The following is a 12,829-nucleotide window of genomic DNA, read 5'->3' as shown; positions in this document are numbered from 1 at the left end:
GATGTTGCTTGACGCCTATATTACCCACCGTTCTTACTCTGGAGTAAGTTCGTCTCTGACAAGACGGTTCCGTCTATACGACACACGTCCGCAGAAAGGTCCGCAATGGCTGACGTCCTCTCCCAAGTCCTCACCTCCGGTCCCGGTTCGTTCCTGGCCAAGCAGCTCGGCGTACCCCAGCCCCAGCCGCTGCGCCGCTACAAGGCCGGCGAGCCCGCGCTGGCCGGCCCCCTCCTGATCGGCGGCGAAGGCCGCGTCGCCGAGCCGCTGCGTGCGGCCCTCGCCGATGACTACGACCTCGTGGGCAACAACGTCGGCGGCCGCTGGGCCGACTCGTTCGGCGGCCTGCTGTTCGACGCCACCGGCATCACCAAGCCCGAGCAGCTCAAGCAGCTCCACCAGTTCTTCACGCCCGTGCTGCGCAACCTCGCCCCCAACAGCCGCGTCGTCGTCGTCGGCACCACGCCCGACGAGACCGACAGCATCGACGAGCGCATAGCCCAGCGTGCCCTCGAAGGCTTCACGCGCTCGCTCGGCAAGGAACTGCAGCGCGGCGCCACCATCGGGCTCGTCTACCTGTCGTCTGCGGCGTCGCCCGCCGCGTCGGGCATCGAGTCGACCATCCGCTTCCTGCTGTCGGGCAAGTCGGCGTACGTCGACGGCCAGGTGTTCTATGTCGGTGCCGCCGACTCCGTGGCCCCGGCCGACTGGGACAAGCCGCTGGCCGGCAAGGTCGCGCTCGTGACCGGCGCCGCCCGCGGCATCGGCGCCGAGATCGCCCGCGTGTTCGCGCGGGACGGCGCGTCCGTCGTCGCCATCGATGTCCCGCAGGCCGCCGACGCACTCACCGAGACCGCCGCTGCTGTCGGTGGCACCGCGTTGGCCCTCGACGTGACGGCCGACGACGCCGTCGCCCAGATCGTCGCCCACCTGACCGAGCACCACGGCGGCAAGGCCGACGTGCTCGTCAACAACGCCGGCATCACCCGCGACAAGCTGCTCGCCAACATGGATGACGCGCGCTGGGACTCGGTGATCGCCGTGAACCTGCTTGCGCCGCAACGTCTTGCGCAGGGCCTGGTCGAGAACGGCACCATCGGCGAGGGTGGTCGCATCGTGGGCCTGTCGTCGATGGCCGGCATCGCCGGTAACCGCGGCCAGACCAACTACGCCGCCACCAAGGCCGGCATGATCGGCATGACCGACGCGTACGCAGAGGTGTTCGGCGAGAAGGGCGTCACCATCAACGCCGTCGCGCCGGGCTTCATCGAGACCAAGATGACCGACGCCATTCCGCTGGCAACCCGCGAGGTGGGGCGTCGCCTCAACTCGCTGTTCCAGGGCGGCCTGCCGGTCGACGTCGCCGAGCTGATCGCCTACTTCGCCAGCCCCGCGTCGAATGCCGTCACCGGCAACACGATTCGGGTCTGCGGCCAGGCACTGTTGGGAGCCTGACATGTCGCAGCCCAACGGTCTTGTGAACATGGCACGGGCGGTGGCGGGTGCGCTGCCGTTCGTGTCGCGGGGTTCCACCTTGCCGGCCCGCACCGTCACGGTGTCGGGCCTGAACATCGACCCGAAGAACGTCGCCGAATACGCCGCGGTGACCGGGCTGCGGTTCGGCGACACCGTGCCGCTGACCTACCCGTTCGCGCTGACGTTCCCGACCATGATGTCGTTGGTCACCGGATTCGATTTCCCGTTCGCCGCAATGGGTTCGGTGCACATCGAGAACCACATCACGCAATACCGGCCCATCAAGGTGACCGACGAACTGGACATCGCGGTGCGCGCGGAGAACCTGCGCGAGCACCGCAAGGGCCTGCTGGTCGACATCATCACGGACGTCAAGGTCGGAAACGACCTGGTGTGGAATCAGGTCACCACGTTCCTGCACCAGCAGCGGACCAGCCTGTCGGGTGAGCCGAAGCCGGAGCCGGTGAAGCAGCCGAAGCTGCCGCCACCCAACGCGGTCATCAGCATCACACCGGGTCAGATTCGGCACTACGCCGACGTCGGTGGCGACCACAACCCGATCCACACCAGCTCGATCGGCGCCAAGCTGTTCGGCTTCCCGACGGCCATCGCGCACGGAATGTTCAGCGCCGCAGCGGTTCTGGCCAACATCGAGGGCCAGTTGCCGGATGCGGTTAAGTATTCGGTCAAGTTCGGCAAGCCGGTGCTGCTGCCCGCCAAGGTGGGGCTGTACGTCGAACCCATCGAGGGCGGCTGGGAGCTGGCCCTGCGCAACCTGTCGAAGGGTTACCCGCACCTGACGGCGACGGTCACCGAGCTGTAGCCCGCCGCGCGTCTCTCGCCCGGGCGTGTCGGCTCTCCTGTGGCACTTGCGATTTGGCGCCGTCAGCTTTCCTTGACTGTCAGGGAAAGTTGACGGCTCCGGGCGAGAGATGTTGGTAGGCAGCGGCCGAGCGCGCGCCAGCCTCCCTCATTCGTACCGGCCGAACCCGCGGATGCCGGGGTCGTCGGCGATCTTGAACGTCGACAAGCCCACATTGGTGCCCTCACCGCCACCGACCGTGGTGAGCGTGCCGTTGTCATTGACGAGCACGATGTTGACGTGCTGGCCCTTCGGGCTCGGCTTGTCGTAGAGCACCATGTCGCCGGGCAGTGGCGAGTAGTCCGTCGGCTCCCAGCGCCCCTCGGCATGCAGATAGTCGGTGAGTGTCATGACACCCGGGATGCGCCAGTGCCCAGAGTTGGGATTGGTGAAGGGTTTTCCGGATTCCCGCATAACCCAGCTGGTGAAGTCCGCGCACCACGGCTCGTCGTTGCCTTCGGAGTACTTGGCCATGTCTGCTTGCGCCGCGTACTCCTGAGCCAGGACATGCACGACGGCCGCGCGACCGGGGCTCAGCTTCGAGGTGTCCACGACTGGGAAGTCCGGCCGGGCGGCGTGCTCGCGGTAGCCGCGATACCCGGCCAGGGCGACGACACCGGTCAACACCAGGGCAGCCACGACCAACAGGATGCGGCCCGCCCGTTTGTGCATATCTTCCAGATTAGGTGACCGACGTGGTGCCACCCGTCGGCAATTTCGGGCCCTGGTGGACAGACGGCGGGAGGAGCTGGATCGACGGGCGGCCGGTGCCGTCGACCGTGACCCGCGCCGCGACGCCGTAGACCGCCGAAATCAGTTCGGCAGTGAGGACTTCGGCGGGCGTCCCGGCCGCGACAACCCGCCCCTTGTCGAGCACGACGAGCCGGTCGCAGAACAACGCCGCCAGAGTCAGGTCGTGCAACGTCACCACCGCTGTCACGGGCAGTGCACGGATGAGTGCCAGCAGCTCGAACTGGTGCCGGATGTCGAGGTGGTTGGTGGGTTCATCGAGCAGCAGTTCGCGAGGCTCCTGCGCGAGGGCGCGGGCGATCTGTACCCGCTGCTGCTCGCCGCCGGACAACGTGCGCCAATCCCGGTCGCGCATGGCCGTCGTCTCGGTCTGTTCCAGGGCACGCTCGACGGCACGGTGGTCGGCCGCGCTGTCGCCAGACCAGATGCCGCGGTGCGGAATTCGGCCCAGGCGCACGATCTGCTCGACAGTGAGGTCCAGCTCCGTGCTGACCTGCTGCTCGACCACCGCGACGCGTTGCGCCACCGCACGACGACGAAGATCGGCGAGCGGTCGTCCGTCGAGCAGCACGGCGCCGGCCTCGGGATGCCGCAATCCGGCGAGCAGCCGCAGCAGCGACGACTTGCCGGCGCCGTTGGGCCCGAGCAGCCCCAGCGTCTCGCCGTCCGCCACGGCGAGCGACACCCCGTCGATGACGAGTCGCCCGCCGGCCGACCAGCAGACGGATTCGGCGGCGAACGCGCCCGTCATCGAATCCGCCTGCGTCGAGCGAGAATCCACATGAAGATCGGTACGCCGACGAGCGCGGTCACCACGCCGACCGGCAACTCCTGCGGCGCGAACACCGTGCGGGCCGCGGCGTCGACCCAGACCAGGAAGATGGCTCCGGTGATCGCGGTGACCGGCAGCAGCCGTCGGTGCGACGGCCCGACGATCATTCGCGCGGCGTGCGGCAACACCAATCCGACGAAACCGATTGCGCCCGCGGCACTCACCAGCACGGCCGTCAGGAGCGCCGTCGTCGCCAACAAGACGGCGCGGACGCGCCGCACCGAGACACCCAACGCGGCGGCCGCATCGCGACCGAAAGCGAATGCGTCCAAGGCATCTGAGTGCAACCAGCAGATGGCCAGGCAGGCCGCGCACACAAGACCGCACAGCGCCACCTGAGACCAGGCGGCCCCGGCCAGCGAGCCGAGCAACCAGAACAGCACCCCGCGGGTCTGTTGCGCGTCGGCCGACGAGAACACCACCAACGCCGTTGCCGCCGAAAAGAGCTGGGTACCAGCGACTCCGGCGAGCAGTACCCGGTCCTGTCCACCGCCGGACACCGCCGCGAGGGCCAGTACCAGAACGAACGCGATCACGGCACCGACGAACGCACCGCCCGACAGCGTCAGCGCACCACCGATGCCCGCAACGACGACCAGCACCGCTCCCGTCGACGCGCCGGACGAGATGCCCAGCATGAACGGGTCGGCCAGCGGGTTGCGCATCAGCGACTGCAGGATCGCCCCGCAGATGCCCAGGCCCGCGCCACAGATCGCGGCCAACAACGCGCGCGGCAGCCGTAGTTCCCAGACGATGCCGTCGTCGATCGGCGCGACATTCGCCGTGCGGCCCCAAAGATGTTGTGCGACGACGGCATACACGTCACCGAAGCCGAGGTCGGCCGGTCCGATGATCATGGCCGCCGCGATCGACAGCGCCAGGACCACCAGACCGACCAGCGTCATCGCGACCGTGCGCACCGCCGTCAGGACTTCCCGCCCAGCCCGAACGAGCGCAGTCCGGACGCGACGGTCTCGACGGCGTCGACGTTGCGCAGCGACGGGTCCATGGCGCTGGCCGGCAAGATGATCCACCTCTTCTCCCGCACGGCCTTCAACTTGCTTGCCGCCGGGTCGGTTTCGAGGAACTTGATCTTGTCGGCGACGCTGTCACCGTCCTTGCCGCGGGTGAGATCGGCGAGGACCAGCACGTCGGGGTCACGCTGCAGGATGGCCTCCCACGAAATCTCGGGCCACAGCTGCCGGTTGTCGGCGAACGCATTGCGCGCCCCCACCGCCGTGGTGATGATGCCCGGCGCTCCGCAGCAGCCGGCGATGTACGGCGTTCTGGTACCGGCGTACCACCACATCAGGGAGACGTCGTCGGCCTTGAGTCCGGCGGTCGCGGTCGCCATACGCGCCTGCAGTGTCGACACCAGCTTGTCGCCACGCTCCGCGACACCGAAAACCTTCGTAATATCACCGATTTCGGCGTACATGTCGTCGAGCGTCAGCGGGCGTTGTTGCGCCGCGTCCTGGCCGCCGCATTCGCTGGACGACTGATACGTCGGCACTCCGAGGCGCTCGAACCGATCCCGCGGGGCGACACCCTGATCGGTGAACGACCAGTCGAACGTCGCGTACACGAAGTCGGGTTTCTCTTTCAGCACCCGCTCGAACGACGGGAAATCCCGGCTCAGCACAGGCACTTTGGCGTTGTCGGCGGCGAGGTCGGGCCGGACGTCGTCGCTCCAGGACGCGGTGCCGACCATCCGGTCGGCGAGCCCGAGCGCCAGGAGCAGCTCGGAGGCCGGCTGATTGATCGAAACCGCGCGCTGCGGCGGCGCCTTCACCGTCACCGTCCGGCCGCAGTTCTCCAGCGTGACGGGATAACCGGCGGATCCGGCATTGACAGTTCCGGTCGCCCGCGGGCCGCCACATGAGCAGACGAGCGAAACAACCAGTGCGACAAGGACAATGGTGCGACGAGACACGGCGGCGCCTTCCGATCCGGGACTCAGTTCGCGGAGTCCATGCGTGGCGGGCACTCGCGCCGCCAGGCCGCGAGAGCCCGAGCCAGCAGGTCTTCGGACTCGGGATCATCCAGGCCGGAGCGCCTTCCCAGCCCACGTGGGGCCAGTGGCCGTTGCTCCGCCTGTCCCCCTTACCGCTGCGCGTCAGTTCCGGTTTCGCACCGGATTCCCTGACCCAACCACGTTGGGTTCGACTGGCTCGAATCGGACCATACCAGCGCCGCGTCGGGGCCGCGCCGGCGTGTCGCTGCCGGCGGCGTGTCGTCCTCTCCTGTGGCACATGCGATTTGGAGTGGTCAACTTTCCTTGACGCGTCAGGGAAAGTTGACGGCTCCGGGCGAAAGGTGCCGAGGGGGAGAGCCCGGGACGGGCTGACGGCCCGCGAATGTGCGACCAGATCGCCAGAATCGCTGGGAGGGCGATCTGTCGCGGCGCCGCGGGAGCGCGAGAAACCTACGACTCGGCGCGCTTGCCCTTCAGGCCGCGCCAGAAGAGGTTGATCATCAGCTCGGTGGCGTCGTTGACGTCGGTGTCGCCGGCGCTGACGCGGGACGCGATGGCCTCACCCGCACCCACGAGGGCCACGGCCATCATCTCGAAGTCGCTGTCCGGCTCCGGGTTTCGGGTACCCGCGCTGAGCAGCCGCGCCACCAGGTCGATGATCTTCTCGCGACCCTCGCGCACGGTATGGGCGAACGCCTGCGAGCTGGTGGCCTGCGTGTAGAGCACGATCCACGACGCCCGGTTGCGGTCGATGTACGTCATGAACGACAGCACCGCGTTACGCAGCAGGTCGCGCGGGCTCTGGGCGAAGTTGATGTCCGCCCGGACGGTGTCGACGAACCGCGTCAGCTCCCGATCCAGGCACGCCGCGAACAGCTCTTCCTTCGAGCCGTAGTAGAGGTACAGCATCGGCTTGGAGATCTCGGCCTGCGCGGCGATCGCGTCCATCGAGGTCTCGTGATAGCCGTTCACCGAGAACATCTGCACGGCGGCGTCGAGCATCTGCTGTTCGCGGACGGCCCGCGGCAGCCGCTTGGTTCCACCTGCCATCGGAACAGGGTAGCCGGACGACGATCAAGCGGTGAGGAACGAGCCGCGTTGAGGAGTGCGGCAAATCGGGCCGGGCAAGGAGCGGCTCACTTCACGCATTTCGCGCCCGGCCCCTTCATGCCCGCGACGCGCAGCACCGACTTGTCGATCTGCGCCTGGTCCAGTTGCCCGGACTTCGCGGCCGCCTCCAGCTTGTCCAGCACGTCCGGGATCCCGTCGGTGGTGATCCACAGCGCGACGTCCGCGCCGGCCTGCAGTGCCTTGAGCGCCGCGTCGGCCACGCCGAAGTGCTGGGTGATGGCGGCCATGCCGGTCAGGTCGTCGGTGAACACGACACCGTCGAACGGCGGGCCGCCGTACTGGCCGCTGCGCAGCAGGTCGTAGGCCGGCTTGCTCAGGCTGGCCGGGTCGTCGCCGAGCGTCAGGCCCGGCACCTGCAGGTGGCCGACCATGACGGCGACGGGCTCCTGCGTCGTCAACGTCCGGTACGGCACCAGGTCGTTGTCCTTCAGCGCCTCCAGCGGCGGCGTCTTGACGCCACCGGTGTGCGAGTCGCCCGAGCCGTGCCCGTGTCCCGGGAAGTGCTTGAGCACTGGGACGAGCCCCGCCTCGCGCAGGCCCGCGGCGTACGCACCGGCGTACTCGGTCACCTTCTGCGGGTCCGAGCCGAAGGAACGGTCGCCGATGACCTCGTCGTCGGGCTCTTCTGTGACGTCGGCGTCGGGCGCGAAGTCGACGGTGATGCCGAACTTGTCCTTCATCTGCTGCCCGCGGTCCTTGGCGATGGCCTGAACCTCGGCCGGGGTCTTGGTCGCCGCGAGCACGCGCGCCGACTCCTGCGGACCGATCAGCTTCTTCAGCCGGGACACCCGGCCGCCCTCCTCGTCGATGCTGACCGCCAGCGGCAGCGCGCCGGATGCGGCCTGCAGCGCCGGGATCGAACCGTCCGACAGCATCGACAGGTCCGTCCAGCTACCGATGAAGATGCCGCCGACCTGCTGTTCCGTCACCGCGGCGCGGGCGTCGGCGGCGTCCTTGACGCCCACCATGAGCAGCTGGGCCAGCTTCTGCCGCAGCGTGAGCGTGCTCAGCAGCGCGTGCGGATCGCATGGCGGGGCGGTCGGTGCGGGCGCGTCCATCGGCTTGCTCGACGACGCCGTGCTCTTGGGCTGGCTGGGTGTGCTGGACGCGGCAGGCTTGTCGGAGGACGACGAGCAACCGGCGATCAATCCGGACACCAGTGCCAGCGCGCCGAGGGTTCGGGTCAAGGACATGGGGTCCGAGCCTAGCCGTGTGACGAGTCGCGCAGCCGGGGCACGTTGGCCCCGCGATGACCTGCGCGCAGGCCGGCGAACACAGAAGCGGGCAGGTCGCCATGCTAGTTTGGGGCCCATGGACCGCTTCCTCGTGCCCGCCGGAGCCAGCATCGTGGTCGGTCTGTTGCTCGGCGCTGCAGCGGTCTTCGGCACCACGCTGATGCTGGAGCAGGACACCAAGCCGACGCTGCAATCGGGCGATCCAGCGTCATCGGTGCTCAACCGGGTCGAATACGGCAACCGCAGCTGATCCCGTAGCGCCCCTCTCGCGGCGCTGCCTATGGGTCGTCAGCGCGGCCGCACTGGTCCTGACGTTCGCCCAGTCACCGGGCCGGGTCTCGCCCGACACCAAACTCGATCTCACCGCCAACCCCGCGCGCTTCCTGGCGCGGGCAGCAAACCTGTGGAGCAGCGACCTCCCCTTCGGCCAGTCACAGAACCAGGCCTACGGCTACCTGTTCCCGCACGGGACGTTCTTCCTCGCCGGTGACATCATCGGCCTGCCCGGCTGGGTGACGCAGCGGCTGTGGTGGGCATTGCTGCTGGTCGTCGGCTTCTGGGGCCTGGTGCGCGTAGCGGAAGCGCTCGGCATCGGCAGCCGGTCCTCGCGCGTCCTCGCGGCCATCGCGTTCGCCCTGTCCCCGCGGGCGCTGACCACGCTGGGCGCCATCTCGTCCGAGACGCTGCCGATGATGCTGGCGCCGTGGGTGCTGCTGCCGGTGATCCTGGCGCTGCGCGGCGACCCCCGGATTCGGCAGCTGGCGGCCCGCTCGGCCGTCGCTGTGGCGCTGATGGGCGCGGTGAACGCCGTCGCCACCCTGACGGGCTGCCTGGCCGCGCTCATCTGGTGGGCCGCGCACCGGCCCAACCGCCGCTGGTGGCGCTTCACGGCGTGGTGGTTCGGCTGCACATTGCTCGCGATCCTGTGGTGGGCCGTGGCGCTGCTGCTGCTCGGCCGGATCAGCCCACCGTTTCTGGACTTCATCGAATCGTCGGGCGTCACGACGCAGTGGCTGTCGCTGACCGAGGTGCTGCGTGGCACCTACGGCTGGACGGCATTCGTCGCGACGAATGCGACGGCCGGTTCGTCGTTGGTGACCGGATCGGTCGCGGTACTGGCCACGACGCTCGTGGCCGCCGGCGGCATGGCCGGCCTGGCGATGCGCAGCATGCCGGCCCGGGGACGCCTCATCTCGATGCTGCTGTTCGGTCTGCTGCTGCTCGCGGTCGCCTACTCGGGCGGCCTGGGCTCGCCGATCGCGCACCACGTGCAGACCTTCCTGGACGCCGCCGGCACCCCGCTGCGCAACGTCCACAAACTCGAGCCCGTGCTGCGGCTGCCGCTGGCGCTGGGCCTGGCCCACGTGCTCGGCCGCATTCCGCTGCCGGGCACCGCACCGCGCCGTGAGTGGATCAACGCGTTCGCGCACCTCGAGCGGGACAAGCGCATGGCCGTGGCCGTGGTGCTGCTGACGGCACTGGTCGCCGGGACGTCGCTGGCGTGGACGGGCCGGCTCGCCGCACCGGGTGCCTACCGCGCCATCCCGCAGTACTGGCACCAGACGGCGGACTGGCTCGACGCGCACAACGCCGAGACGCCGGGCCGCGTGCTCGTCGCGCCGGGCGCGCCTTTTGCCAACCAGGTCTGGGGCAACACGCACGACGAGCCACTGCAGGTCCTGGAACGCGGCGCGTGGGGGGTGCGCGACTCGATTCCGCTGACACCGCCCGAAACCATCCGCGCCCTGGACTCGGTGCAACGCCTGTTCGCCACCGGCAGGCCGTCCGCCGGGTTGGCCGATACCCTGGCCCGCCAAGGCATTTCGTTCGTCGTGGTGCGCAACGACCTGGACCCCGACAACTCGCGGTCGGCTCGGCCGCTGCTGGTGCACCGGGCCATCGAGGGCTCCCCCGGCCTCACGAAAGTCGCCCAGTTCGGAGACCCGGTCGGCCCCGGCACGCTGGACGGCTTCGTCTCAGACAGTGGTCTGCGGCCGCGTTACCCCGCCGTCGAGATATACCGGGTCAAGGGCGCCGCGACAACGCAGCCCTACCTGGCCGACACCGACACCATGCCCCGCATCGACGGCGGGCCCGAATCCCTGCTGCGCATCGATGAGCGCCGTCGCCTGATGGGACGAAACCCGTTGGGCCCCATGATCTTGACGCAGGACGCGCAGCGCGCCGGACTCCCGGCGCCCGAGGTGACCGTCACCGACACCCCGCTGGCCCGCGAAACCGACTACGGCCGCGTCGACGACCACTCGTCGGCGGTGCGGGCGCCCGACGACCCACGACGCACCTTCAACCGCGTCATGGACTACCCGAGTCCGGGCGCCACGACCGCTTACGGCCAGTGGCCGGGCGGACGGATCACCACGTCGAGCTCGTCGTCCGATTCGACCGCGCTGCCCAACGTGGCGACTGCGGCCGGGCCGGCCGCCGCGATCGACGGCGACACCTCGACCAGCTGGGTGTCCAGCTCACTGCAAACCGCTGTGGGGCAATGGCTTCAGGTTGACTTCGACCATCCGGTGACCAACGCGACCATCACCCTGACGCCGAGCGCGACCGCAGTCGGCGCCCAGGTGCGCCGCATCGAAGTGGCAACAGCCAACGGCACCAGCACAATTCGCTTCGACCAGCCCGGCAAGCCGCTGACCGCGGCCCTGCCCTACGGCGAGACATCCTGGGTCCGGTTCACCGCGACCGGCACCGACGACGGCTCCCCCGGCGTGCAGTTCGGCATCACCGACTTCTCGGTGACGCAGTACGACGCCTCCGGCTTCGCCCACGCCGTGAGCCTGCGGCACACCGTCGACGTACCCGGGCCGCCGGCGGGATCGGCTGTCGCGCAATGGGATCTGGGCAACGACCAGCTCGGCCGGCCGGGCTGCGCCGAGGGCCCGAACGGGGTCCGCTGTGCCGCCACCATGGCCCAGTCACCCGAAGAGCCCGTCAACATGAGCCGCCTGCTGACCGTGCCGGCACCGACGTCCGTCGTCCCCACGATCTGGGTGCAGGCGCGGCAAGGGCCGCACCTGGCCGACCTCGTGAGCCAGCCCGGCACCACCCGCGCGTCGGGCGACTCGGATGTCATCGACGTCGCGGGATCGGCCTACGCCGCGACCGACGGCGACCCGCGCACCGCCTGGGTGGCCCCGCAGGGCATCGTCCAGTTCCGCAACGGCGCCAACCTGACCGTGCACCTGCCCGCGCCGACGACCGTCAGCGCCCTGCGACTGACCCCCAGTACCTCCGAGCTGCCGGCGCATCCGACCGTCGTCGCCGTCGACCTGGGCAACGGACCGCAGGTCCGACGGATCGGCGACGGGCCGCAGACCATCAAGCTCAACCCCGCGAAGACCGACACCATCAAGCTGTCGATCCTCGGCTGGCACGACCTGATCGACCGCACGTCACTGGGATTCGACCAGGTGAAGCCCCCTGGCTTGGCGGAGGTCGTCGCCCTCGACGACCACGGCGTGCCCATCGCCCCCGCCGACGCCGAAACCAACCGGCGCCGCGCCATCACGCTGCCGTGCGGCCGCGGGCCGATCATCGCGATCGCCGGCCAGTTCCTGCAGACCTCGGTACACACCACGGTCGGCGCGCTGCTGGACAGCAAGCCCATCGCAGCCCAACCGTGCCAATCCGCGCCGCTGCAACTGCCCGCCGGAAAGCAGGAGCTGATGATCAGCCCCGGCCCGTTCTTCACCGTCGTCGGCGCTCGGCTAACCGGCCCGCTCGCCGCCCATATCCACAGTGCCCCAACGACTCCCGCGCAGCTGAAGAAATGGACGTCCGACCACCGCGAGGTGCAGGTGACACCGTCCCCGGTGCAGCGGGTGCTCGTCGTACCCGAGAGCGTCAACCCCGGCTGGACAGCCCAGACCGCCAACGGTGCCCTCCTCACGCCGGTGACCATCAACGGCTGGCAGCAGGGCTGGGTGCTGCCCGCCGGTACCGCGGGCATCGTCACGCTGACGTTCCCGCTGAACACCCCGTACCGGATCAGCCTGTTCGGCGGGCTGGCGCTGCTCCCGATCCTGGCGCTGTTGGCGCTGCTACCGATGCGGCGCCGTGTCGACGATGAGCCGACCCGGACCTGGCAGCCGCATCCCGTGCTCGTCGGCGCGGCCCTCTTCGGATTCGGTTTCCTGGTGGCGGGATTCGCGGGTCTGGCGACCATCGCGGTGGCCATCGGCATCCGGTACCTGTTGCGATCGCGGGTGCGGTGGCTGGACGGCTGGACCGTCATCGCCTCGGCGAGCGGCCTGATCGGCGCGGGTGCAGTGCTCAGCGCGTACCCGTGGCGGTCGGTGGACGGCTACGTCGGGCACTCACCGTGGGTTCAGTTCCTGGCGCTCATCTCGGTGGCCGCGCTCGCGGCGTCGCTGTGGGAGGCACCGGCCAGATGGACGCGCCAGCTCGACGAGTGATTCACGAGTCACACCTGCATCACACGCACCGATCTGTCGGTCGCCACACGCATCTGGAACTCGGTATCGCCGGCAGTATCAGGCGCGGCCTGACCAGGACAGATTGGCAGGTGGTATCGCGGGCGA

10 protein-coding genes and 1 riboswitch are annotated in these 12,829 nt (G+C 69.2%); of the genes, 4 read left to right on the top strand and 6 right to left on the bottom strand.

Annotated elements, in window-relative coordinates:
- The first annotated feature begins 105 nt into the window (after positions 1 to 105).
- Together H289_RS0124390 and H289_RS0124385 are read left to right on the top strand one after the other, a co-directional pair.
- Positions 106 to 1,455, top strand: a complete 1,350-nt coding sequence (locus tag H289_RS0124390) for a 3-oxoacyl-ACP reductase (RefSeq protein WP_020103465.1) — start codon at positions 106 to 108, stop codon at positions 1,453 to 1,455.
- 1 nt (position 1,456) lies between these two features.
- Entirely contained in the window at positions 1,457 to 2,299 is an 843-nt protein-coding gene (locus H289_RS0124385; protein WP_020103464.1) for a MaoC/PaaZ C-terminal domain-containing protein, read from the top strand.
- Positions 2,300 to 2,446: 147 nt separating this feature from the next.
- Here H289_RS0124385 and H289_RS0124380 read toward each other — a convergent pair whose 3' ends face one another.
- The 6 genes from H289_RS0124380 to H289_RS0124355 all read right to left on the bottom strand — a co-directional run bounded on the left by H289_RS0124380 (position 2,447) and on the right by H289_RS0124355 (position 8,219).
- A complete protein-coding gene (locus H289_RS0124380; protein WP_020103463.1) occupies positions 2,447 to 3,010 on the bottom strand; it encodes a CHAP domain-containing protein in 564 nt (187 codons plus the stop codon).
- A gap of 10 nt (positions 3,011 to 3,020) precedes the next feature.
- A complete protein-coding gene (locus tag H289_RS31250) occupies positions 3,021 to 3,839 on the bottom strand; it encodes an ABC transporter ATP-binding protein (protein WP_020103462.1) in 819 nt (272 codons plus the stop codon).
- Positions 3,836 to 4,825: a FecCD family ABC transporter permease gene (locus H289_RS0124370; protein WP_051128588.1), complete on the bottom strand. Its 990-nt coding sequence runs from the start codon at positions 4,823 to 4,825 to the stop codon at positions 3,836 to 3,838. The genes H289_RS31250 and H289_RS0124370 overlap by 4 nt, the downstream gene beginning before the upstream one ends.
- A 20-nt stretch (positions 4,826 to 4,845) precedes the next feature.
- The gene (locus H289_RS0124365; RefSeq protein ID WP_029105687.1) at positions 4,846 to 5,853 is read right to left on the bottom strand and encodes an ABC transporter substrate-binding protein; all 1,008 of its coding nucleotides are present in this window, start codon (positions 5,851 to 5,853) and stop codon (positions 4,846 to 4,848) included.
- A 67-nt stretch (positions 5,854 to 5,920) separates the two neighbouring features.
- A riboswitch (cobalamin riboswitch) is annotated at positions 5,921 to 6,106 on the bottom strand.
- Positions 6,107 to 6,345: 239 nt separating this feature from the next.
- Positions 6,346 to 6,945: a TetR/AcrR family transcriptional regulator gene (locus H289_RS0124360; RefSeq protein WP_020103459.1), complete on the bottom strand. Its 600-nt coding sequence runs from the start codon at positions 6,943 to 6,945 to the stop codon at positions 6,346 to 6,348.
- Positions 6,946 to 7,031: 86 nt separating this feature from the next.
- Entirely contained in the window at positions 7,032 to 8,219 is a 1,188-nt protein-coding gene (locus tag H289_RS0124355) for a glycoside hydrolase family 3 N-terminal domain-containing protein (protein WP_020103458.1), read from the bottom strand.
- Positions 8,220 to 8,337: 118 nt separating this feature from the next.
- On the opposite strand from H289_RS0124355, the gene H289_RS32625 reads away from it, so the two are divergent.
- Both H289_RS32625 and H289_RS0124345 read left to right on the top strand, forming a co-directional pair.
- Complete coding sequence (locus tag H289_RS32625; RefSeq protein ID WP_020103457.1) at positions 8,338 to 8,511, top strand: DUF2613 domain-containing protein; 174 nt, start codon at positions 8,338 to 8,340, stop codon at positions 8,509 to 8,511.
- The gene (locus tag H289_RS0124345; protein WP_081633529.1) at positions 8,462 to 12,703 is read left to right on the top strand and encodes an alpha-(1->3)-arabinofuranosyltransferase; all 4,242 of its coding nucleotides are present in this window, start codon (positions 8,462 to 8,464) and stop codon (positions 12,701 to 12,703) included. The genes H289_RS32625 and H289_RS0124345 overlap by 50 nt, the downstream gene beginning before the upstream one ends.
- The last annotated feature ends 126 nt before the right edge of the window (positions 12,704 to 12,829 follow it).

Origin of the sequence: Mycobacterium sp. 360MFTsu5.1 (genome assembly GCF_000383495.1) — a bacterium.
Classification (GTDB): domain Bacteria; phylum Actinomycetota; class Actinomycetes; order Mycobacteriales; family Mycobacteriaceae; genus Mycobacterium; species Mycobacterium mucogenicum_B.
Note: the sequence above shows the minus strand (reverse complement) of the source record. Positions and strands in the feature narration are given on the sequence as shown.